Annotated in this window: 16 protein-coding genes; 11 read left to right on the top strand and 5 right to left on the bottom strand. The window is 68.8% G+C overall.

All coding sequences use genetic code 11. The annotated features are described in order from the left end of the window. Complete coding sequence (locus KEG38_RS22930; RefSeq protein ID WP_272421872.1) at positions 1-1,551, bottom strand: alkaline phosphatase D family protein; 1,551 nt, start codon at positions 1,549-1,551, stop codon at positions 1-3. A 50-nt stretch (positions 1,552-1,601) separates the two neighbouring features. On the opposite strand from KEG38_RS22930, the gene KEG38_RS22925 reads away from it, so the two are divergent. Next, a complete protein-coding gene (locus tag KEG38_RS22925; RefSeq protein ID WP_272421871.1) occupies positions 1,602-4,007 on the top strand; it encodes an exo-beta-N-acetylmuramidase NamZ domain-containing protein in 2,406 nt (801 codons plus the stop codon). A 119-nt stretch (positions 4,008-4,126) separates the two neighbouring features. Next, positions 4,127-4,756, top strand: coding sequence for a hypothetical protein (locus KEG38_RS22920; RefSeq protein ID WP_272421870.1), 630 nt, complete (start codon positions 4,127-4,129; stop codon positions 4,754-4,756). 4 nt (positions 4,757-4,760) lie between these two features. On the opposite strand, the gene KEG38_RS22915 is transcribed toward KEG38_RS22920, so the two are convergent. Next, entirely contained in the window at positions 4,761-5,771 is a 1,011-nt protein-coding gene (locus KEG38_RS22915) for a hypothetical protein (RefSeq protein ID WP_272421869.1), read from the bottom strand. Positions 5,772-5,867: 96 nt separating this feature from the next. On the opposite strand from KEG38_RS22915, the gene KEG38_RS22910 reads away from it, so the two are divergent. Then, complete coding sequence (locus KEG38_RS22910; RefSeq protein WP_272421868.1) at positions 5,868-6,965, top strand: hypothetical protein; 1,098 nt, start codon at positions 5,868-5,870, stop codon at positions 6,963-6,965. A 3-nt stretch (positions 6,966-6,968) separates the two neighbouring features. Here the strand turns inward: KEG38_RS22910 and KEG38_RS22905 are convergent, their stop codons facing one another. Together KEG38_RS22905 and KEG38_RS22900 are read right to left on the bottom strand one after the other, a co-directional pair. After that, on the bottom strand, positions 6,969-7,655 hold the full coding sequence (locus KEG38_RS22905) for a DUF4336 domain-containing protein (RefSeq protein ID WP_272421867.1): 687 nt from the start codon (positions 7,653-7,655) through the stop codon (positions 6,969-6,971). 19 nt (positions 7,656-7,674) lie between these two features. Then, positions 7,675-8,361, bottom strand: a complete 687-nt coding sequence (locus tag KEG38_RS22900; RefSeq protein ID WP_272421865.1) for a DUF4336 domain-containing protein — start codon at positions 8,359-8,361, stop codon at positions 7,675-7,677. Positions 8,362-8,605: 244 nt separating this feature from the next. Between KEG38_RS22900 and KEG38_RS22895 the strand changes: the two genes are divergently transcribed. The 5 genes from KEG38_RS22895 (at position 8,606) to KEG38_RS22875 (ending at position 16,922) form a co-directional block, all read left to right on the top strand. Next, positions 8,606-9,493: a methyltransferase gene (locus tag KEG38_RS22895; RefSeq protein ID WP_272421864.1), complete on the top strand. Its 888-nt coding sequence runs from the start codon at positions 8,606-8,608 to the stop codon at positions 9,491-9,493. A 178-nt stretch (positions 9,494-9,671) separates the two neighbouring features. Then, positions 9,672-11,183, top strand: a complete 1,512-nt coding sequence (locus KEG38_RS22890) for a hypothetical protein (RefSeq protein WP_272421863.1) — start codon at positions 9,672-9,674, stop codon at positions 11,181-11,183. Between the two features lie 163 nt (positions 11,184-11,346). After that, positions 11,347-15,180: a serine/threonine-protein kinase gene (locus KEG38_RS22885; protein WP_272421862.1), complete on the top strand. Its 3,834-nt coding sequence runs from the start codon at positions 11,347-11,349 to the stop codon at positions 15,178-15,180. A gap of 40 nt (positions 15,181-15,220) precedes the next feature. Then, positions 15,221-16,318: a DSD1 family PLP-dependent enzyme gene (locus tag KEG38_RS22880; RefSeq protein ID WP_272421861.1), complete on the top strand. Its 1,098-nt coding sequence runs from the start codon at positions 15,221-15,223 to the stop codon at positions 16,316-16,318. Positions 16,319-16,328: 10 nt separating this feature from the next. After that, complete coding sequence (locus KEG38_RS22875; RefSeq protein WP_272421859.1) at positions 16,329-16,922, top strand: DUF7691 family protein; 594 nt, start codon at positions 16,329-16,331, stop codon at positions 16,920-16,922. Between the two features lie 4 nt (positions 16,923-16,926). Here the strand turns inward: KEG38_RS22875 and KEG38_RS22870 are convergent, their stop codons facing one another. Continuing rightward, positions 16,927-17,376: a M23 family metallopeptidase gene (locus KEG38_RS22870; protein WP_272421857.1), complete on the bottom strand. Its 450-nt coding sequence runs from the start codon at positions 17,374-17,376 to the stop codon at positions 16,927-16,929. Between the two features lie 514 nt (positions 17,377-17,890). Here KEG38_RS22870 and KEG38_RS22865 point away from each other — a divergent pair. The 3 genes from KEG38_RS22865 (at position 17,891) to KEG38_RS22855 (ending at position 23,806) form a co-directional block, all read left to right on the top strand. Further along, a complete protein-coding gene (locus tag KEG38_RS22865) occupies positions 17,891-18,934 on the top strand; it encodes a methyltransferase (protein WP_272421856.1) in 1,044 nt (347 codons plus the stop codon). A 123-nt stretch (positions 18,935-19,057) separates the two neighbouring features. After that, positions 19,058-20,911: a MutS-related protein gene (locus tag KEG38_RS22860; RefSeq protein WP_272421855.1), complete on the top strand. Its 1,854-nt coding sequence runs from the start codon at positions 19,058-19,060 to the stop codon at positions 20,909-20,911. Positions 20,912-20,989: 78 nt separating this feature from the next. Beyond that, a complete protein-coding gene (locus KEG38_RS22855; protein WP_272421854.1) occupies positions 20,990-23,806 on the top strand; it encodes a hypothetical protein in 2,817 nt (938 codons plus the stop codon). Positions 23,807-23,816 lie beyond the last annotated feature (10 nt).

Raw genomic sequence — 23,816 nt, 5'->3', positions numbered from 1 at the left:
TCAGCTCACCGCCTCGATCTCCACGCCCCACATCTCGCTGCCGTCTCCATCGTGCAGCGACGCGCGGAGCTGCCCGCTTTTCCCGTCGATCGCGAGCACCCCGAACGACTGTTTTCCCCCGGCAGGCCCGACCGGCGGATCCCCCTGCTTTCGATTCTGAAATTTTACCTCGGGCCCGAACGTCTCGTCGAGCGGCGCTGGCCCGAACGTGCCTGCGTGCAACGGCCCGGCGACGAGCTCCCAGAACGGATCGAACTTCGCGAACTTCGCCCGCGAAGGATCATAATGGTGCGCCGCTGCGTAATGCACGTCCGCCGTGATCCACAGGACGTTCCGGATACGTTTCTCCTGTAGAAACGACAGAATCGAAGCAATCTCCAGCTCCCGCCCGAGCGGCGGCCCCTCCCCGTTCGCGAACCCTTCCTGCGCCGTGGGTCCATCCGGAATCACGAGCCCGATCGGCTGATCGCAGGCGATGATCTTCCACGTCGCCACGGACCGCGCGAGCGCCTCCTTCAGCCACGCGATCTGCTCTTGCCCGAGGATGACGGCGGGCTCCTTCTCCTCGCGATTCGGTCCATTCGATCCCCGAAAGGTCCGCGCATCGAGCACGAAAACATCCACGCGCGGCCCGTACGACAGCACCCGATGAACCGGCCCTTGCCGCATCGGCGCATACTCGAACATGGCCTGCTTCGCGAACGCCGCGAGCACCGACGCCCGCCGCTCCTTGTACCGCGGATCCGAAAGGACCTGCCCCGGGAACCAGTTGTTGCGCACCTCGTGATCGTCCCATTGCACGATGGTCGGCACGGCCGCGTGCAGCCGCCGCACGTGCTCGTCGAGGAAGTTGTACGCGAAATTCCCCCGGAACTCCTCCAGCGTCTCGGCCACCTTCGACTTCGCCGGTGTCACGAGGTTTTTCCAGACGGACCCATCGTCCAGCTTGATCTCCTCCGGCAAGGGATTGTCCGCGTAGATCCTGTCCCCCGAATGAATGAACAGATCCGGCGCGAGCCGCGCGATCGACGCGTACGTCTTCATCCCGCCGCGATCCACGTCGATCCCGAACCCTTGCCCCGCCGTATCCCCCGACCAAACGATCTTCACATCCTCCCCCGGCCCTGGCGGCGCGCGGAGCGACCCCACGGCGGGCTCGCTCCGCGCGTGCCCCGCGTCGTCCGCCTCGAAGACCACGCGGTAATGGATCCGTTTCCCGGCCGGCAACCCCGTGAGCTCCACGCGCGCCGTGAAATCGTTCTCCGCCGTGGCCACGGGCCCTTCGAGCTTCCTCGCATCGCTGAGCCGCTCGTCGGTCCCCCATTCCACGAAAAGCCGCGCCGGCCGATCCGTCTTGCTCCAGAGCACGACGCCCGAGGCCGTGGGATCGCCGGTCTGCACGCCAAACGGAATCGTCGGCCGCGCGGCCTCGGGCGTCACCACGCCGGGCGAGCCACACTGCCCGGCGCAGGAGGGAAGCGCGAGGGCGGAGAGGGAGCCGAGAAGGAAATGGCGTCGGGGGAGGAGGAGCGTGCGAGGAGGGATCGGCATGGTGTGTTCGCGAGGATAACCGAGGCGGGAGCACATGCTAACATCCGAACATGGGTAGCGCGGCGCGAAACCTCGAAGCTCTCCCCCTCGCGCTCGCCCTGTGCGCCGCCTGCGCGGAGCCTCCGCGCCCCGACGAGAACCGAACGGCCACAACCGCAACCGCATCCGCAACCGCATCCGCATCCGCATCCGCTTCCGCTCCCGCAACCGCATCCGCCACCCTTCCCGCCTCCGCCCCCGCCCTCCCCACCTTCCCCCCCGACGCCGAAGCCCGCCTCGACGCAGCCATCCGCGGCGCCATTGATCGCGGCGAAGTCCCGGGCGCCGTTCTCCTCGTCGTCAAAGCGCGCCACGTCGTCCTCCACAAAGCCTACGGCCTCCGCGCGAAAGAACCTTCCCCCTCGCCGATGGCCCCGGATACCGTCTTCGACCTCGCCAGCCTCACCAAGCCCATTGCCACGGCGAGCTCCATCCTCCTCCTCGCCGAGCGAAAATCCCTGCGCCTCGACGACCCCGCGCAGAAATGGCTCCCCGATTTCACCGGCGACGATCGCGAACGCATCACCATCCGCCACCTCCTGCTCCACACCTCCGGCCTCCCCGCCGGCGACGCGATCACCTCGTACGCCGACGGCGAAGCCCGCGCCCTCGCCCGCATCCAGAAAACCAAGCTCCTCCACCCTCCCGGCGAGGTCTACGTCTACAGCGACCTCGGCTATATCCTCCTCGCCGAAATCGTCCGTCGCGCTTCGGGCGAGCCCCTCGACGAGTTCGCCCGGAAAAACCTCTTCGAGCCCCTCGGCATGAAGGACACCACCTTCCGCCCCGAACCTCGGCTCGGCGCGCGTGCCGCGCCCACCGAGCGCGTCGCGGACAAACTGCTCCTCGGCGAGGTCCACGACCCGCGCGCCCGCGCCCTCGGCGGCGTGGCCGGGCATGCGGGGCTCTTCTCCACCGCCGACGACCTCGGCCGGTTCGTCCGGATGCTCCTCGGCGGCGGCGAATTCGACGGACGCCGGATCCTCGCGGAGACCTCGGTCCGCGCCATGACCGAGCTCGAGCCTTTGCCGCTCCCCGAAGGCAGCCCTGACAAACCTTCCTCCCGCAGCCTCGCCCTCGGCTCGCTCTTCGGCGGGGTCGGGCATACCGGCTTCACGGGCACGGCCTTCTGGCTCGACGTCCGCCGCGGCGACGCCGTCGTCCTGCTCGCGAGCCGCCTCCATCCGGACGGCAAAGGCGACGCCACGCGCCTGCGCCGCGACGTCGCGAATGCCGCGGCCGTGATCCCCCAAAGCCCGCCCGTCGCCCGCGTCCGCGTCGGCATCGATGTCCTCGAAGCGCGCGGCGCAGGTGTCCTCGCCGGGCGCAAGATCGGCCTCATCACGAATCACACGGGCAAGGACGCGCGCGGCGAGCGCACGATCGACGTCCTCGCCGCCTCGAAATCGTTCGAGCTCAAAGCCATCTTCAGCCCCGAGCACGGCCTCGGCGCCGACAAGGATGCCCTCGTCCCCGGCGGAAAAGACGCCCGCACGGGATTGCCCATCCATAGCCTCTACGGCACCGATCGCCGCCCCACGGACGCCATGCTCGCCGGCATCGACACCCTCGTCTTCGACGTGCAGGACGCGGGGACCCGGTTTTACACGTACATCAGCACGATGGGGTATGCGCTCGAAGAGGCCGCGAAACGCCGCATCCGCTTCGTCGTGCTCGATCGGCCGAATCCGCTCGGCGGAATCGTCGTGGAGGGCCCGCTCGTCGATCCCGGCCGCGCGTCGTTCGTCGCGTACCATTCGATTCCCGTGCGTCACGGCATGACCGTCGGCGAGCTCGCGCGGCTCTTCGACGGCGAAAAGAAGCTCGGCGCCGATCTCCACGTCGTGCCCCTCGAAGGCTGGGATCGTTCCTTCCGCTTCGACAAGACTGGCCTCCCTTGGATCCACCCCTCGCCCAATCTGCGCAGCGTCACCGAGGCCCTGCTCTATCCCGGCGTGGGCCTGCTCGAATTGACGAACGTCAGCGTCGGGCGCGGCACCGAAAAGCCCTTCGAGCGCGTGGGCGCGCCCTTCCTCTCCGGCCCGCGCCTCGCCGCCGAGCTCTCGCGCTTCGGCCTCCCCGGCGTGCGATTCTCGCCCGTCCGCTTCACCCCCACGTCGAGCACCCACGCCGGCGTGCCGTGCGAAGGCGTCGCCCTCGACGTCACCGATCCCGCGAAGATCGAGCCCGTCCGCGTGGGCCTCGCGATTGCGATCGCTTTGCGCAGGCTTTCTCCCGAGGAATGGAAACCTTCCGGCGTCCTCACCCTGCTCGGCAGCGCCCGCGTCCACGAGGCGCTCGTCCGCGGCGACAACCTCCCGAAGCTCGTCGCGCTCTACGAGCAGGATCTCAAGGCTTTTTCGGAGCGCCGCAAGCCCCACCTGCTCTACCCCGAGTTCGACAAGGACAATCGGTAGGACATTTTTCGTCCTCGAAACGGCCCGGACATTGTTCATCACGGCATAAGATGAAAAACCGTGACGGACGGAGGTTCCGTGTTATCATCTGGAAACGACACGGACGGCGCGCGACGGTGATGGCCGAGAGCGCCTCCGCGGCCCAGGAGGATCCGATGGACAAGGTCTCGCTGACGTACTTCGTCGATTTCGTTCTGAAATCTGGGACGCCCAAGCTCACCGGCGTGCGCGAGTACAAGGAGCGCAAGGACGAGCTCAGCACGGACTTTTATCGTCCGATCCGGGAAGCCATCGTCGAGATGCACAAGAACGGCCTGCCGGCCTCCACGCTTTCGGACGTCGCGCGCGCGCAGGACGACGAGAAGCGGCAGAAGCATTATCCGCTCGTGGTCGCCGGATATCGCGCGTTCCTCGCCGAGGGCCCGATGAATTTCTTCGAGCCCGCGCGCGCGGGCCTCTCGCTCGGCGCGCTCGAGATCGACGTGAACCCCGAGCTCGGGCTCGTCATCTCGGGCAAACCGCACCTGATCAAGCTCTATTTCCGCAGCGAGCCGCTCACGCCGCGCCGCACCGCGGTGATCCTCGCGCTTCTTTCACGAGGTCTCTGCGAGGGCCATCCCGAATACGTGCCCGCCGTGCTCGACGTGCGCAATGGCAAGCTGCACACCTCCGCGAACACGAGCTCGCGCATCGACATTCTGCTGCGGGGCGAAGCTGCGGCGTTCGCCGCGATGTACGGATCGGTTTGACCCTCTAGCGAGCTCCGTCCGCGCGTCGTACCCATATCGGTCCCTGCGGACGGAGCTCGATCTCGCCCTTTTTCACGCGCAGCACGAGCGCCCCGTCCGGCAGCGCCTCGCCTTTCTCGGGGGTCGCGGGGATCGGCCGCATTGGAATCTTTCCCGTCTCCCAGAGGACATAGGTCCACGGTAGCTCGGCCGACGAGAAGACCGCGCTCTTCTCCGCACGGATCATCGCCGCGTTGCAACGCTGCTCGGGCTCGACGCCCCACTTCTCCGACGGCGCGATCGCCTGGTTTTCCCCCGCGAACACGACCCCGACGCCGGCGAGCTTCTCGTCGAACGTTTCCGGCCGGAGCCGGCTCGGATCCGCAAGCAGGGCATCACAATCGAGCGGGGCCTTCGGGCGTCGTAGCATCACGTGCATCTCCGGCTCCTCGGAAGGCACGTGCACGAACACATCCGCGAGGACCATGCCCCGCGGACCCGTCAGCCGCACCTGATGGAGCCGCGCCACCGACGTCGCCATGCAGAACACGAGCCCCACGGCGGCCGCCAAGAGCTCGATCGGCCGCAGAGGACGCCGCGGGTTGTCCGCTCGAACCTCCCGCATCGAAGGCGTGAGCACCCGGTAGCCGATCGCCACGAAAGGAAGCGCGAAGAGATCCGTCGGATCGGCCCAGGTTTGGAAAGGCAAACCGAGCGCGCCGAGCGCCGCGTCCCACGCCGCGGCGAGGCCTCCCGAGAGCTCGAGCGCCGCGAACACCACGGCCACGGCCACGTGACAGCCGATCACGGCGCGCCGCCTTCGCGCGCGGACGAGCGTCGCGAGCAGCGCGGGCGCGAGGAACAGCCCTGCCGCGTCGCTCAACTTGCCCGTCACGAGCCCGGGGACGAGGCTGCTGCCCTTCAAAACGTGATCGTTCACCGCGAGCACGGCGAGCGCGACCCACCACGCGGGATGCGCGAGCGCGCGCGCTGGGCGCCACGGGGCCTCGTCGATTCGAGCTTCATGCGTTTTCATTCGCCCGACGAGATTACGCTCGATCACGACGCCCGAGAACCATCCATCTGCGCACCTCGACACGCGCGCCAACTCTCTGCGACAATACCCACCCTCATGCGACGCGCGACCTCCTCCCCTCGCCTCCTCGGCCCCGCGGCCCTCCTGCTTCTCGCGGCTTGCAGCAAAGACCCGGCGCCCCCCGCGCCCGCCGTCGCGAGCGCCACGCCCGTCGCCGCGCCCGCCCCGAGCGAAGCCGCGCCCGCGCCCGCGCCGGAGACGACCGCGGCGGCCGCGTCCGAAAAGCCCAAGAACATCGTCCGCTCGTCGCGCCCCACGCCCATCGAATGGTGCCAGGCGCCAATCGCGAAGCTCGGCTGGGAGGGCCACGACGAAGGGGATCTCGTCGAGGCGTGCAAGATGATCGAGGTCCGCGAGTGGGTGATGATCGGCTGCCCGCAGAATGGCCGGCGCGAAAACAACAAGCACCTCGGCCGGTACGATCGCGCGCTCCCCGGCGGTGGCAGCATGGCGACCGACGACGAGGTTTCCGCCGCGGATCTTGAATCGTCGGACGCCGTGGTCATCTCGCTCCGCCCGGGGACGAAGGCCAAGCCCGCCTTCACGTACCGGCCTTTCGAGCACCCCGAATGGATCAAAGACGAGACGTTCACCATCGAGCTGCCGGAGAGCGCGAGTGGCCTCGAAGATCGGCTCTTCAATGGCGGCGCGTGGCCCTCGTTCGAGGCGCGCGACACCTCGCGCTGCGAGGAAATGGCCGCCGCCGCGAAGGCGGAAGCCGCCGCGAAAGCCGAGGCCGCCGCGAAGGCGCAGGCCGAGGAGGACGCGAAGATCCTGCCCGACGTCGAGGGAATCTCCGCCGCGCCCGCGGACGAGGCGTTCGCTGCCGAAAAAGAGGTGCTCGTGACGGGCTCGGGCGCGGTCGGGTGCAAGACGAAGGTCCTGGAGAGCTGGTTCTGGATGCGTTGCGAGGGCAAGGTGAAGATCACCGGCCTCGACATCGAAAAGGGACGCAGACAAACCCAGACGAAAGCGAGCACCGAGGAAGGCGTGAGCAAGCTGCTCGTGCCTTACGTCGAGGGCACGGATCTCCGCGCGAAGATCACGTTCGAGGGCGGCGAGAAATTCCTGAAGCTCCGCTGGCCCAAGGGCAAACGGCCCTTCCAGGTCGGCACGATCGGCGAGACGCGCTGAGGCTCAGACGTAGGGCGATAACGCCGCTTGCACGCGGTCTTTCGCGCCCGAGGCGACGACCTCGCCGTGCGCCATGATCAGCCGATCGAAATCGAGCGCGGCCACCCCGCGCAGCGACGCGCGCAGCGCCGCGCGGTCCTTCGCGATCAGCGGCCACTCCCGGCCCATCGCGAGCTTTCGGTTCGTGCCGAGCGCCGTGTAGACGAGCTTCGATACGAGGCCCTCGGGCTTCTCGATGTTGAACAGGATGTCGGAGACGATGAGCGTCCGGCTCGCGTGGTGCAGGAACACCACCTCCGACACCATCGGGACACCCTCGACGTGCCGCAAATCGATGGCGCCGCCCCACGCGGCGGGCGGCTTTTCGGATAACACCTCGTCGATGCGGACCGAGGGGATTTTCTCCTGGACCCGCGGCGCGCTGAAGACACGCGCCTCCGGGAAACGCGCCGACGCGGCGCCGATGAACAGGTTGTGAAACCGGTTCGGCGCGACGAGGTACGCGACGCGCCCGAGCTTCGCGAGCGCGGCGGCGAGCGTATCGTCGATCGGAATGGGCGAATGCACCCAGAGCTCATCACCCGGGAGGCGCGCCACGGTCATCCGCGCGTTCATCCGGACAAAGCCGGCGAACCGCAGAGGGTGCTCCGCGGCCCAGAGATCTTCGGCGAGGGATACGAGCTCGGTCATGCGATGGTCTCCTTGGGGCTCAAACGTACGGGCCGAGGGCCTCGTTCACGCGGGCCTTCGCGCCCGAGGCGACGACCTCGCCGTGCGCCATGATCAGCCGATCGAAATCGAGCGCGACCACTTCGCGCACCGACGCCCTCCACGCGGCCTTGTCCTTCGTGATGAAATTCCACATCCGGCTCCGCGCGAGCTTGCCGCGCGTGCCCATCATCGTGAGCACGACCTTCGTCGCGAGTCCTTCGGGCCGCTCGATGTTGAACAGGAGATCCGAGACGACGAGCGTCTTGCTCGGGCGGTGAAGGAACGCAACCTCCTGCATCTGCGGCGCGCCCTCGACGAGGCGCTGCGTGAAGACGTCGGCCCACGTGGCGGGCGTATCCGCGGAAAGCACCTCGTCGATGCGGAGCGAAGGAATTTTCTTCTCGAGCCCTGGCGGCGCGAAGACCCGCGCCTCGGGGAAACGCTCCGAAGCCCGGCCGAGGAAGAGGTTGTGATACAGGTTCGGCGCGACGAGGTAGGAGATCTTTCCGAGCTTCGTGAGCTCGGCGGCGAGCGTGTCGTCGATCGGAATGGGTGAATGCACCCAGAGCTTTTCCCCGGGCAGGCGCACCACGGTCATCCGCGTGTCCATCCGGACGCCGCCGGGCATCTTCACGGGGTGCTCCGCGGCCCAGAGATCTTCGGCGAGGGAAACGAGCTCGGCCATGGTGGTTTTCCTTTTGGATCACTCGTTCACGACGGCCATGAACATGTGCTTCGCGACGTGCTGGGCAAGGCTCGCCGAAAGAATCGAAGAGGTTTTCATGGCGAGGCGGGAGAGTATCACCACTCGCCCCGCGCTCCGAGACCCTCCGTAGCATCGACGACCCCAATCGAGTCCGTCTCCGGCCGATCATTTCTGCGACGTTGGAATAGCGCCGCCCCGCGCCCTCGTGGTAGACAAGGGCCCCATGCTGCCTGCATCCGACTCGGACCAGCTCGCCCCGAAGGCCTCGGGGATCGTGCGCCCCGCGCGCCGCCCCGCCGGCTGGGTCGCTCCGGGCCCGCAGCCGCGGACGCCCGATCGCGAGGACGTCTGGCCCGGCCCCGGCGAGGACCTCTGCTACCTGGCCGGTGATTTCCGCATTCTCCAGCGCGTCGACGGCCACCGCTGGTCGGCCGACGACCTCGTCACGGCCTGGTACGCAATCGAGCAGTTGCGCCACGCGCCCCCGCGCCGCGCCGTCGACCTCGGCTGCGGCATCGGCACGGTCCTCCTTTTCGTCGCGTGGGCCTTCCCGGAGGCGCGCGTGACGGGCGTCGAGGCGCAGGACGTGAGCTTTGGCCTCGCGCGCCGCTCGCTCGCCTGGAACGGCGTCGACGATCGGTGCGCCGTGCGTTTCGGCGACTTGCGTGAGGCGTCGACGACCGAGGGCCTCGAAGGCGCGGAGCTCGTGACGGGCACGCCGCCGTATCTGCCGAAGGGGACGGGGATCGAGTCGAGCAAAGTGCAATGCGGCCCGTGCCGCTTCGAATGGCGTGGCGGCGTGGAGGATTACGCGCTCGCCGCGGCGCGCCTGCTCGCCGAGGACGCGCCGTTCGTGGGCTGCGCCGCCTCACGCCAGCGCCCGCGTGTCGAGGCCGCGGCCGCGGGCGCCGGACTCGTGCTCGAGCGCTACCGCGACATCGTCCCGCGCGAGGGGAAGGACCCACTTTTTTCGATATATGTAATGCGCCGCCCTGCCGCGGCTCGCGCCCCGGAAATCGAGCCGCCGCTCGTGTTACGTGGGAAGGACGGACGCTTCACGGCCGCGTTCGACGAGGTACGCCGGGTGATGGGAATGCCCGTCGAGCGTTAAGAAAGTATCGGTCGCATCCCACTCCCCAGAAAATCGAACTCCGAGCGGAACCGCACGTGTGGAAAGCGGTTTTTCGTCCTTGATGCGCCCGGCCGAGGGCAGTAAGAATCGTTCTTCTTCGGTCCTCGGCGCAGCGCGGCGACAAGCCCTCGCGCCCAGGACCTCTCGTGGAGGTCTCATGCGCAGGAACGTTTTGCTTGGGCTCGTCATTTCTTCCGGGCTTTCCGTCCTCGCGGCCGGCGTTGGTTGCGGTGGTGGCGGGTCGGACCCCACCGGCGCCGGCGGCGAAGGCGGGTCGGGCGGCGCCGGCGGCGCTTCGCAGTCGAGCTCGAGCTCGTCGAGCGTCGCGCAATCGGGCTCGGGCGGCTCGACCCCCGCCGATTCGAACATCAGTTGCGATACCGCGGCGGAGCTGTTCCTCGACGATCCCGGTTTGCAGGACACGCTCGATCCGATCGATACGGACGAGGATTTCTACAAATTCAAGGGCGCGAAGGGCCAAGCCATTCTCCTCTCGACGGATGCGAAGCCCCCGCAGGACGAATTCGACAACACGTACCCGGATCTCGTCCTCACGCTTTACAAGAAGCAGGGCGCGCAATGGGTGCAGATCGCGGAGAACGACGATCCGTTCCCGCGTTCGAGCAACGACAGCGCGCTTTACACGATCCTTCCGGCGTCGGACGACGACGAGTACTGCATGCGGGTCACCGAATGCAACGTGTGGGTCGGCGGGGCGCCGGGTTGCGCGCCCTCGGCCGACATCACCACGTACGACTACGCGGTCGGCGCGGGCATCCTCGACGCGTCGCTCGAGAGCATCGCGGCCGAGACGGAGCCGAACGACGCGGCCGAACAGGCCACGGCCGTCGAGTATTCGAAGAACCCGCAGAGCGGGAACTATTACCTCTCGCTCCAGTGGGGCGGCTACGGCAGCGCGGCGGACGTCGACATCTGGAGTTTCAACGTCCCGGCGGACGCCGTGACGGTCATGGGCGATCGCCCCGTCTGCAACTTCGACTTCTATCCGGGCGGCACCGCGGGCGGCGGCTCGACGGCCACGTCGGGCGTGATCGCGTACGTGACGACGGCCGCGGATCCCACGAAGAAGCTCGCGCAGGTCGACGTGACGGCGGCCGCGACGCCCGCGCAGATCGCCGTGCCTTGCGAGCTCGGGACCGATTACCTGTTCTTCATGACGCGCAAGGCTGGTTCGACGGCCGGGGAGAACGATTTCTACTTCGTGAACCACGGCGGCACGGGCTCGAACGCGCTCGAGGCTGGGCCGAACGACGCCGTCGACACGCCCGAGGCGCTGAAGGCCACGCCGAACGGCACGACGACGAGCTACTTCGTCGACGGCGACCTCGACGCGGCCCCGACGGACATCGATTACTACTCCGTCGACGTGCCCGACGGCTCGGCCACGATCAGCGTCGCCTGCGGCGGCCAGCGCTCGGGCTCGGGCCTGCGTGGGCTCAAGGTCTCGGTGCTCGGCGCGAACGACATGCCGATCACCGGCGGCATCGGCACGGAGAGCGAGACGAAGGACCTCTTCCTCCAGGACGTGAACATCCCGGCCGGCGTCACCAGCCTGAAGATCAAGGTCGAGGCGGCCTCGCAGGACGCCGAGGTCGCGAGCACGTTCTACCGTTGCGGCATCCACGTCGCGCCGCCGGCCAACCCGTAGTTTTACAGGACGTACCCTCCCCGCCTGCCCTCCCGGACCTCGCGACACGCGGGGCCGGGGGGCGTCCCGGACGCTCCCAGCAAGAATTCGACGCGCGCTACGAATACCCGTCCCTTTCGTGGGGATGGACCGCGCCGAACTTTGCGCGGATACTTGGCGCCCCATGCTTCCGGGCCAGGTTGTCGACGGACGGTTCGTCGTCGAAGGCGTCGTCGGCCAAGGCGGCATGGCCCGCGTGTTTCGCGCGACCGACCACACGACGGGCGAGGTCGTCGCCCTCAAGGTCCTGCTCGAAGAAGAAGCGGCGAACATCGAGCGCTTCGAGCGCGAGGCGGAGATCATGGCCGCCCTCCAGCATCCCGGGATCGTGCGGTACGTCGCGCACGGCCGCGAGGAGAGCTTCCCCTACATCGCGATGGAGTGGGCCTCGGGGCAGAGCCTCGACCGGCGCATCCAAAGACAAACCCTGCCGATCGACGGCGCCGTGCGGCTTTTGCGTCATCTCGCAGAGGCGCTCGCGGTCGCGCACGAGCGCGGGATCGTGCATCGGGATCTGAAGCCCGGGAACGTGATCCTGCTCGAGGGCGATCTGGAGCGGCCGAAGATCATCGATTTCGGCATCGCGCGGCTCGGCGGGGCTGCCAAGGAGCTGACGCAGAAGGGCGTCTTGCTCGGGTCGATGGGGTACATGGCGCCGGAGCAGGCGCGCGGCGCGCAAAACCTCGACGCGCGCGCCGACGTGTTCGCCCTCGGCTGCTTGATGCTCCACGCGCTCACGGGCAAGCGGCTCTTCGAGGGCGGCGACGCGCTCGCGTACCTCGTGCGTGTGGTCGTCGAGGACGCGCCGAGGCTACGCACGATGCGGCCCGACGCGCCGCCGTGGCTCGAAGCGCTGCTCGCGCGGATGCTCGCGCGCGCGCCCGCCGAGCGGCCGGCGAACGCGGGCGCGCTCGCGCTGGAGATCGAGCGGGCGCTCGAAGCGGACCTCGACGAGACCACGACCTCCGCCACGTCGCTGCCGGGCGGCGCGCTCGGGGCACACGAGAGGCGCGTTCGCTGCGTGCTCATCGTGCGTCTGCCAGAGGGGCCGGGCGCGGGTTCCGCGGGAAAAACCTCGCTCGTGGAGGTCGCCGCGGGGTTCGGCGGCGCGGTCGACGAGCTGCTCGACGGGCACCAGCTCGTGACGTTCCACGGCTCGGGCGCCGCGACGGACGAGGCCTCGCGGGCCGCGAAATGCGCGCTCGCGTTCGCCGATCGGGTCGACGGTGAACGCGCGGCGATCGTCGCGGCGGAGAGCGCGGGCGAGGCGCCGGCGGCTTCGACGATCGAGCCCTTCCTGCCCATGCTCTCGCGCGCGCCGCGCGACGCGATCGCGGTGGACGACGTGACGGCGGGCCTGCTCGGCGCGCGCTTCGACGTGAGCGGCGACGAGCAAGGCCTCTTCCTGCTCGGCGAGCGCGACGTCGGCGAGCCCGCGCGGACACTGCTCGGCAAGCCCATGCCGTGCGTCGGCCGCGAGATGGAGTTTTCCGCGATCCAGCGCATCTTCGAGGAGGCCGAGCGAGAGCGGGTGCCGCGGGCGATGATCGTCACGGGCGAGGCCGGGATCGGCAAATCACGCCTCCGGTACGAGCTCCTGCGCTGGCTCGGCGAGCGAGGTCGGCCGGTGGAGATCTGGATCGGCCAGGGGGATCCGATCGCGGCGGGCTCGTCCTTTGGCCTCCTCGCGCGGACGCTGCGGCGGGCGGCGAACGTGATGGCCGGCGAGCCGCTCGAGGTCGCGCGGCGCAAGCTGCGGGCGCGCATCGGCCGCTACCTCGATCCGATCCGCGCCGCGTCCGTGGCGGAGTTTCTGGGCGAGGCCGCGGGTTTGCCCTTCGAGGGCGAGGGCCGCCCGGGGCTCGTCGCGGCGCGGCGCAACGCGACGCTCTTGGGCGACCGGATCCGCCGATCGTTCGAGGAGCTCGTGGTCGCCGAGTGCCGCGCCAGCACGCTGCTGCTCGTGCTCGAAGACCTGCATTTCGGGGACCTTCCGAGCTTGAACCTCGTCGACGCAGCGCTCGCGCAGCGCTTGCCGCTCGTGGTGCTCGCGCTCGGCCGGCCCGAGCTCGCGCGGACGTTCCCGGATCTCTGGACCGCGCGCGGGCCGCTCACGATCTCGCTCGCGCCGCTCGCGGACGGCGACAGCCAGAGGCTCGCGCGCGCGGCGCTCGGGCCACGGGCGAAGAGCACGGTGATCACGCAGATCGTGGAGCGCGCGGGCGGGAACGCGTTTTTCCTGGAGGAGCTCGTGCGCGCGGCCGCGCGCGGCCGCGATCAGGCGCTGCCGGAGAGCGTGATCGCCATGGTGCAAGGCACGCTCGAAGAGCTCGATCCGCGCGCGCGGCGGGCCCTGCGCGCGGCGAGCGTCTACGGCGACGTGTTCACGGAGGGCGACGTGGCGGCGCTGCTCGGCGAGGAGACGCGCGACGTGGCCGAGCTGCTCGGCGAGCTCTGCGCGCGCGAGCTCTTGGAGCTCCGCGAGGTGAGCCTCACGCGGCACGAGAACGTCGTGGAGATGTACTCGTTCCGGCACGCCTACGTGCGCGAGGCGGCGTACGCGATGCTCACCGACGAGGACCGCGTGCTCGGACACAAGCTCGCGGCGCGCCGGCTCACGGCGGCCGGAGAGCCCGATCCGATGCGCCTCGCCGAGCACCTCTTCCGCGCGGGCCAGCTCGACAAAGCGATCACGCACTTCTCACGCGCGGCCGAACAAGCGCTCCTCGGCGGAGATCTCGGCAAGGCCCTCTCCTCTGCCGAGCGCGGGATCAACTGCGGCGCGCTCGGCGACGATCTCGGTCGCCTGCTCGTGATCCAGGCCGAGGCGCATCGATGGCGCGGCGAGAACGTCGAGGCGATGCGGAAAGCGGAGCACGCGCTCACGGTCCTGCCGCGCGGCACCGACGCGTGGTGTGCGGCCGCGAGTGAGGTCACCTCGTGCGCGACGACGCTCGGCGATCCGGGCACGCTCGAGCCCGTGGCGGCGGCGCTCTCCGAGGTCGTCTCCGCGCCGCGGACCTCGCCGAGACCGACGCAGATCGCCGCCTGCGCGCGCGTCGCGGCCGCGTTGTACGTGCTCGGGAGGCACGAGCTCGCGGAGTCCCTGCACGAGATCGCCGCGGGGCACGAGGAGGCGCGGCGCGAGCCGTCCACACGCGCGCGCCTGCATGAGGCCGACACGCTGCGGGCGCACACGATGGGGGACGCGGCCGGGGCGGTCGCCGCGGTGGAGCAGGTCATCCAGGCCTTCACGGAGATCGGCGACCTGCGCAGCGTCGCGCTCCACCGAAGCAACCAGGCCGCGCTGCTCAACGCGATCGGCGCCTACGTCGAGGCCGAGTTCGCCGCGCGCGCCGCGCTCGAAGCGGGCGAGGCGCAAGGGCTCTCGCAGATCGTGAGCGCGGCCCAGCAGAACCTCGGCTTCTCCCTGGCGCACACGGGCCGGCTCGACGAGGCCCAGACGCTCCTCTCGCGCAGCATCCGCGACGCCCTCCTCCAGAGGAACCGCAGGCTCGAAGCCGGCGCGCGGATCTACCTCGCGATCGCCGCGCTCTATGCGCGCAAGCTCGACATCGCCGACGCCGAGGCGCGCGCGGCCGCGGACGCGCTCGCGGGCATGCCCCTCCACGCCTACGCGCAAGGCGTGCTCGCGATGGTCGAGGTCTTGCGGGGTCGCACGCCGGAAGCCCTGCACATGGCGGAGAGGGCGATCAGCGCGCTCGCGGCGCGTGGGGGCGCGGCCGAGGAGGGCGAGGGGCTCGTGCGCCTCGCGTTCGCCGAGTCGCTCGCGGCGACGGGGGACACCGAGGGTGCGCGGCGCGCGCTCTCCATCGCGAGACGGCGCATCGAGGAGCGCGCGGCTCTGCTCACGCGGCCGGCGCATCGACGGAGCTTCGTCGAGCTCGTTCCCGAGCACAGGCGAACCCTCGATCTCGCGGCGCACATGGGGGTGTAGCTCGGGATCAAAAGCGGCACGTGAGGAGGACGAACCAACCATGCTCGAATGGACGAGAGGCCAGGCGGTCGGCGAAATCGACACGCCCGCGCTGATCCTGGACATCGCGGCGGCCGAGCGGAACATCCGGGCGATGGCGGATCGGCTCATCCATGGCTCGGTGCGCCTGCGCCCTCACGTGAAGACCCACAAATGCCCCCTGCTCGCGCACAAGCAGATGGCGGCGGGCGCGATCGGCGTGACGGCGGCGAAGCTCGGCGAGGCCGAGGTGATGATCCGCGCGGGGATCCCCGAGGTGCTCGTGTCGACGCCGATCGTCGGGCGCACGAAGATCGATCGGCTGCTCGCGCTCTCGCGGCACGCCATCGTCCTCACGGTCGTGGACGACGTGGGCGCGGCCCGGGCGATCTCCGACGCCGCGACGCGGGTCGGGCAGAAGATCCCGGTGCTCGTCGATGTGGACGTGGGGCAGCGGCGCACGGGCGTTTTGCCGGGGGAGCCGGCGCTCGCGCTCGCGCGGCAGGTGGCGACGATGCCGGGCCTCGTGCTCGTCGGGCTCCAGGGATACGAGGGGCATTTGCAGCACGTGCAGAGCCGCGACGAGCGCGAAGCACACTGGCGCGCCTCGATGGAAAAGCTCACGGACACGGCGGACCTCATCCGCGGCGCGGGTTTTCCTCTCGACATCGTCTCGACGGGCGGCACGGGCACGTCGACGTTTGCCCTCGAAGCCCCGGGCATCACCGAGATCCAGCCCGGCTCGTACGTGGTGATGGACGACCATTACGGCACGGTGCAGGGCGTGGGATTCGAGCAAGCGCTGTTCGTCCTGACCACGGTCGTGAGCCGGACGCGGACGACGGACGTGATCGTGGATGCAGGAATGAAGGCGCTCTCGAGCGACAGCGGCCCGCCGCGGGTGCGGGGCATCGAGGGCGCGCAGTATGTGTTCGCGGGGGACGAGCACGGCCGGATCGAATTCGCCGACCAGGGAAGCAATTTGCGGGTCGGCGACAGGGTCCTGCTCGTGCCAAGCCATTGCGACACGACAATCAACCTGCACGACCATTATCACGTGATCGAGGACGACCGACTCGTCGAGGTTTGGCCGATCTCGGCGCGCGGCCGCATCCGGTAGGAGGAAACCAGTGAGCTACAGCGTGATGGCCTATGCGGTCAAATTCGACAAACTGAAGCCCGTCTTCGGCAGCGGCGACGACAAGCTGCGCCGGCAGATCTGCGGCCGGTTCAAGGCGGATCTGGCCCGGCAGGCGGACTGGTTCGACTCCGAGATCGCGGGTGGCGCGCCGACGCCGTTCGACGCGGTGAAGGCCTTGATCATGGGCACGGTCCCCGAGAAGGGGCACGGCTTCATGTATGCGTATGCCTACGCGCGGATCGTCGAGCACTTCGGCCGGTACCTCGACAACAATGCATTTTCCTCGATCCGGTGGGAGTTCATGGAGGCCGTCGAGGAGGATTGGAAGAAATCGGGGCTCGACGAGGCCTTGCCCATCAGCGATCTCTACGTCGGCAAGGCGCTCTGCACGTTCCCGCCCCCCGACGATTTCCCGCGCCACGGATACTGGAGCCCGGAGCAGGTGGTGGCAGGAAACAAGCGTTTCGACGAGATTCACATCAGCGCGGAGACGGACTACGTGCACGACGCTATCGTGGCCGCGCGCAAGTGGGTCCGGGAGGCGTCGTCGAAGGGAGAAGGGATCGTCGGGTTCTATTATTGACGATTCACTCCTTCGGCAAACGCGCTCCTTTTCGATAATCGCCCATCACCTTCCGGATCTCGTCCTCGAAGAGGAACGTCCCCCAGGATTGCTCCACCTCGCCGTCCAGCAGGAAGCCGAGGTGCAGGTGCCAGCTCCCGTTCGCCACGCCGGACGTCCCGATCCGGTCGCCCCCCTCGATCCGCGTCCGCGGCTTCGCGCCCTCCGACTGCACGTGCGCGAGCTCGGAGAGATGCGCATAATAGATGTGCGTGATCTTGCGGTTTCCGTACGGAATGGGCGTGTCGAGCTCGATGCGCACGCAATACGGCGTATCGCGCGGCCCGGTCCAGAGCGTGTGCCCCGCCTCGGCGTAATCGACGTACCCCGATGCAATCGCGTACACGGGCTTCTTGATCCCCATCACATCGAGCCCGGTGTCGGCCCGGTACCCCGCGATCACGCCCTCCGGCATCGGGTTGTAGAGCCCACTCGGTAACTTGCTCGACCTGGGTCCAGCGGGCCACCTGGGTTCGTCAGGAGCGGCTTCCAGAAACACAGCGGTCGGCCCGGTGAAAATCGCTTCGTGAACATCGCTCTCAGGTCGGGCCGACCCGATCTCTTCCACCGTTCGATCCGGCCCACCGGCCGCCGCCCCTCCAGATCCCACACAAGCCGGGAGCGCGACGAGCGCGAGGGTTCCAAGGATCCGGGCGACGGAGGTGGTCGGCATGTCGGGCATGGCGGTTCGGGTGGCTCATCGGGCGGGGGAGGCATTTCGTGACGACGTCGATCCCGAGCGCCTCGCCGTGAGGCAGGGCACGAGCACGGAAACGCCGCTCGATGCCTGGGTGTCTCGACTTGCGTTGCAAATGAAAGTCATTATCATCAGTGGCGCAAACGGCTCGGCGAGCGCTCGCTGGTCGCCGGCACGGTGCCGGCGCGGACTGGCGGCGCGAGCCGTTCATCCCGTTGCAGGAGGTTCCACGGTGCCTGAAAGCCACTCCCCCGCCGCATTGCCCCCGCCTTTGGCGATCTACCAACTCGTGGTGGGCCACTATCGATCGAGCGCGCTCGCCTTGGTCGCGAAGCTCGGTGTCGCAGACCTGATCGCCGCGGGCCGGCGGAGCGTGGACGATCTGGCGAGCGCCACGTCGACACAACCGCAGGCGTTGCGGCGCGTGCTGCGTCTCCTCGCGAGCGTCGACGTGTTTCGCGAGGACGACGCGGGAAACTTCGAGCTCACGACCGCGGGTCAGTTCCTCCGATCCGATGTACCGGGTTCCATGAAGGCGCTCGTCGCCACGTTCGCGGGCCCTCCCATCCAGGAGAGCTGGCGGGAGCTCGAGTACTGCGTCCGCACGGGCCAGCCTGCGTTCAAGAAGGACGACCCGAACGCTGATTGGACCACGCGTTTCGCGGCGGATCCCGAGACGGCAGCGAACTTCGACAAGGCGATGGAGGCCGGGACCGCGCTCGCCGCGCCGGCGGTCGCGAGCGCCTACGACTTCTCGAGCTTCAATACGATCGTCGACATCGGTGGAGGAAACGGCACGCTCTTGACGGCGATCTTGAGCGCGTATCCGAAGCTGCGCGGCACGTTGTTCGAGCGCCCCGAGGTTCTCGAACGGGCCCGCGGCGTGCTCGCTTCGAGCCCGTTATGGCCCCGGATCGACCTCGCGCCGGGGAGTTTCTTCGAGGCCGTCCCGGCAGGCCTGGATGCGTACATGCTCAAGCACGTGATCCACGACTGGAACGACGCCGACGCTTGCGCGATCTTGAAGGTGTGTCGCCGCGCCATGCCGGCGCATGCGAAGCTCTTGATCGTGGAAGGGGTTTACCCGCGGCGCGTCGAGCCGACGCTCGAAGCGCAGGGCGCCACGGCCAACGACGTCAACATGCTGGTCTGCACCGGAGGCCTGCAGCGCTCCGAGGCCGAATTTCGAGAGCTCTTGACGGCCGCATCCTTCCAGCTCACGCGAATCGTCCCGACCTCGATGAGCGCCTGCGTGGTCGAGGGCGTGCCCTGCTGAGTCCGCGCTGTCGTCCTCGCCGCGGACCACACCGAGCTTGCTGCGGGATCTTGGGGGGACCCCGCACAAGCCGGGAACAAAACCTGCCCCGAGGTTCCAAGCACCCGAGCGGAGGTGATCTTCATGTCGGTCATGGCGCTTCGGGTGGATCAGGGGGCGACGGACGCGTTTCGTGACAACATCGATCGCGGAAGCCTCTCCGAGGTACCATCCCTCTCCCTCGCGATGACCTCGAAGGCCCCTCTTGCCGCGGACGCGGTCCCCGTCCCCGACCTCCTTTGCGAAGAGGCCGAAGTCCGCGTCGACCTCGACGAGCTGCACCAGACCTTCGCCTTCGCGTTCGCGCTCGGCACCTCCCTCGACGCCTTCGAGCGCGTCCTCGCCGTGGCCGCGCTCCCGTCCTCGACGTGGGATCGCAAGGACTTCGAGCGGGACATCTTCCTCGAAGACCTCGTCACCCGCGCCCTGCGCATCCGCATCGGCGGGCGGGCCGTCACGCCTTGTTTGCCCTACCTGCTCCGCGCCATCTCCGAGCCGCCGAGCGACCTCCGCGTCGTCGCCTTCCGCCAGCGCATCCTCGCCGAGCTCTCCGGAAAGCCCGAGCTTCGCCGCGACTTCGAGCGCGTCTACCAGCGCCTCGTCACCTTGCGCGCGTCCTTCTGCTCCGAGGGCGGGTCGCGCCGCGGCGGCGATACGCATCGACGCCTCGAAATCCTCCGGTCCGTGCAGGAGGTCGTCGAGGACCTCGCCGGCGCGTTCGACGGCGCGAGCTCCGGCGTCGCGCGGATCCGCGCGTTCGGCCTCGCCGTGAAGGAAAGCGAGGCGTACAAGCGCCTCGAAGCCCTCCTCGATCACGAGCGCCACCTCGGCACCGTCGACCTTCGGGTCCGCGTCGGCGTCGATGGCACCTTGCGCACCTTCCAGATCGTCCGCATCCGCGAGAACCAGGACAATCCCCTCCACACCTCCGCGATCGCCCGCTTCTTCTCGCGCCTCCGCCTCTTCCTGCGCGGGTATCGCGTCACGCCCGGCGAGGTCACCGAGCGCCTGCTCGACGACGTCTTCAGCGGTCTCGAACGCCCCGTCGCGCTCCTCGTCCAGCTCCTCGGCGACATGGAGTTTTACCTCGCCGGCCTCGGGCTCGCGGACCTCGCGCGGGACAAGGGTTTGCCCGTTTGCCTCGCCGAACTCGTCCCCCCCGGCGAGGCCGGGCTCACCATCGATCGCCTCTACAACCCGCTCCTCCTCGCCGGCAAAGGAAAACCCGTCCCCTCGAACCTCGGAACGGCCCACGGCGACGCCGTCGTCATCGTCACGGGGCCGAACTCGGGCGGCAAGACGCGGCTGCTCCAGTCGATCGGCCTCGCGCAGCTCCTCGGCCAGGCGGGGCTTTTCGTCACGGCCGAGCGCGCCGTCTTGCCGCAACTCGGCGGCATGTTCGTCTCGCTCATCGAGGAGGCGCGCAGCGATCAGCCGGAGGGGCAGCTCGGCATGGAGCTCCTCCGGATCCGCAGGCTCTTCGAGGAGCTCGGGTTCGGCTCGCTCGTGCTGCTCGACGAGCTCTGTTCCGGGACGAACCCCTCCGAGGGCGAAGAGATCGCGCGGCTCGTGATCTCGCTCCTTCCCGAGCTGAAATCGCCGGTCTTCTTGACCACGCACCTCCTCACGCTGGCCACGCACCTCGAGGAGGAGCCGCCTGTCCCGCACCTCGAATTTTTGCAAGTCGATCTCGACGAAAACGAGCGCCCCACGTACGGGTTCCGGCCGGGGGTCGCCAAGACCTCGCTCGCGCACAAAACGGCGGCGCGGCTCGGCGTCACGCGGGACGAGCTCGCGGAGCTCATCGCCAAGAAGAAGCGCGCGGAGAGCCTGGGGGAGCGGCCGCTACCGTCGAGCCGCCGCGTCGCTCGCCCGATCGCTCCGGAAAAGAGCGGCGCCGCTCCGGAACGGCGCAGGCTCCGCGCGACGCGGCGGTAATCGCGGCCCTTTTCGGCTGGCACGATCCGTGTTCCCCTGAGGCGCTGGCTTTGGCCTTCGGGAGGAAGAACAGGGGACATGGAACGGACCAGCCGAAAGATACCCGTCACCGAGCGGCAATTCCTGTGGGTGCAGGACGACGACAAGGGCGAGGTCACCTTGCACGTCGGGCCCACGATGGTCTCGCCGACCGCGGCCGATCGGGTCGTCATCGACGACGGATTGGGCGGTTTCCGCGAGGACACCACGGGCAAACCGCAAAGCATGGTGGAGCTCGGGGACAACCAGTACGCGGTCCTCTTCAACCCGCTCCTCGAGAGCGACAGCGGCCCGAACGGGCGCTTCAAGAATGGCCGAAACGAGTCGCGCCCGCTCCGCAATGGCACGCGCTCGATGATCCCCGGGCCGTGTAGCTTCTATCTGCGCCCCGGCCAGCGTGCCGACGTGCGCGACGCGCACGAGCTCGCCTCGAATCAATACCTCGTCGTCAAGGTGTACGGCGAGGTCGACAAGAATGCGCCGTACTACGAGGTGACGGCGCGATCCGCGGCGATCACGCGGGCCACGGCGGAGAACCTCGACGAGCAGCCGACGACCACGGTGGGCGCCGTTTCGCCTGTGCCGCTGAAACGCGGGCAGCTCATCGTCATTCGTGGGCTCGATACGCAGTTTTACATCCCGCCGACGGGCGTGGACATCGTGCCGGATACCTCGATCGACGACAGCGGCGCGGCCATCAGCGCGGCGATCGCGCGGCAGGTGCTCGCGCAGAGCGGCGAGGAAACGGCCGCGATGGAGGAATACGCGGCCGACGACGAGGGCCCCGCGTTCCGGGGCCAGGCGCGCAGCAAGGTGCCGAACCAGTTCATCGATCAATCGGCGCGCATGCGCGGACGCAAGCCCGCCTCGGCCGTCCCGCCCACGCCGCAGGCCGCGCCCGCGCCCGCGGTCGCCGCGCCCGAGGCCAAGATCGGCGCCGCGGCGGTGCAGGATCTGCTCGCGTCTTCCGCGGTTCGTCGCGCGCTCGAAGCCGAGGCGCGGCAGGCGCGTCTCATTCGCCGCGCGGTCGTGCTCGGCGAAAAAGAGTATTGCGTGATCGTCGACGCCGACGGCAAACGCGAGATCAAGGTCGGCCCCGCGCGTGTCTTCCCTGGGCCGTACGACACGTTCATGACCCTCGGCTCGCGCAATCGTGTCTACGACGCGTACGAGCTTTTGCCGCAGCGCGCGCTGTGGCTGCGCGTCATCGCGCCGATCAAGCGGGCAGACCTCGCCGCCAAATTGCCCCGCGGCTTCGAGCTCGCGAAGGACGAATATTTCCCCGGCGACGAGCTCCTCCTCACGGGCGTCTCGACGTTTTTCGTCCCCTTCAACGAAATCGAGTGCCTCTCGCCCGAGACCGGCCAGGCCGTCGTGGGCAACGACCATAGCCGTGTCTTCATCGAGGCCATCGGCATCGACCAGAAGAGCGGCATTTACGTGCGTGACCTCGCGACCGGCGAGGTGCGCCTCGTGCGCGGCAAACAATCGTACCTCGTCGACCCGCGCAAGGAGGTGCAGGTCACGCGCACGGTGCCCGCGGACGACTGGAACCTGTGGATCGCCTCGAACGAGCCGCACAAGGAAACCCCAAGGGCGATCACCACGCCGTGGGCGCTCTCGATCCTGGTGCCGAACAACACGGCCGTGCTCGTGACGAGCGCGAATTCGCGCCGCGTCGTGGAGGGACCGTGTGTGACGCTGCTCGGCTACGAGGAGTCGCTCACCTCGCTCTCGCTCTCGACGGGCACGCCAAAGAGCGACGAAGGCCCGCTCCGCACCTGCTTCTTGCGCACCGTGGGCAACCGCATCTCCGACAAGATCACCGTGGAGACGGCCGATTTCGTCAAGATCTCGGTGCGCGTCTCGTATTCGGTCGAGTTCCTGCCGGACCATAAAGACAAGTGGTTCAACCACGAGAATTACATCCAGTTCATCGTGGATCGCCTCCGCTCGATCGTACGCGGCAAGTGCCGCACGATGTCGCTCTCCACGCTCTGGCCCGAGCTCCCCGCGGCGTTTCGCGACACGCTGCTCGGCGAGCGCAAGGACGGCGCGCGGCCCGGGCGGCTCTTCACGGAGAACGGCACGCTGCTCTCCGAGGTCGAGGTGCTCGGCGCGGAGATCGAGGACCGCGAGGTCGCCGCGCTCATGCAGAAGGTGCAGACCGAAAGCGTGACGCTCGCGATCGGCGATCGAAAAGCGCAGGAAGCCCTCGCGTCGGCGAAGCTCCGCGCCGAGGTCGAGCGGCAAACGCAGGAGCTCCTCGCCGAGGCGCGGGTGCGCGCGGCGAAGCTCGAGGAGCTCTCGCGCAAGCTCGCGCACGAGGCCGCGCTCGCGAAGGCGCGCGAGGACGAGGCCGTGCACAAGGAGCGGCAATCGCTCGCGGACGCGCGCGAGGCCGATGCGCAAAAGGCCCGCCTCACGCGCGAGAACGAGGAGAAGGCGGCGCTGCTCGAAGGCTTCCGCAAAGACGCGGAGGCGCGCGCCGAGGCGCAGCGGCTCACGCACGAGATCGAGCTCGCTTACGCGGCGCGGTTGCGCGAGCTCGAAATCAAGCTCATCGAGGTGCAATCGAGCGCGACGGTGGCCGAGCGCCAGGCCGTGCAGAAGCAGCTCGTCGAGGCCATGGTCGGGCTCGGCGACAAGCTGCTCTTGACCGAGGTCGCGGGGAACATGAACCTCGTGAGCCTCTTCAAGGGCAAAGACGTCGGTACGATCCTCTCCGAGGTGCTCGGCGGGACGAAGGTGATGCCCACGCTCCGCTCGATCATCGATGCCGCGGCAACCCCCACGAAGGGCGAGCTCGACGTGGGCGACGCCGCTCGCGTAGTGCCGGGCGCGCCGATCGTGTAACGTCGGCCTC

The organism is Polyangium jinanense (genome assembly GCF_028435265.1).
In the GTDB taxonomy this organism is placed as follows: Bacteria; Myxococcota_A; Polyangia; order Polyangiales; family Polyangiaceae; genus Polyangium; species Polyangium jinanense.
The sequence above is the reverse complement of the archived record's forward strand: the minus strand, read 5'-3'. Positions and strand labels throughout refer to the sequence as shown.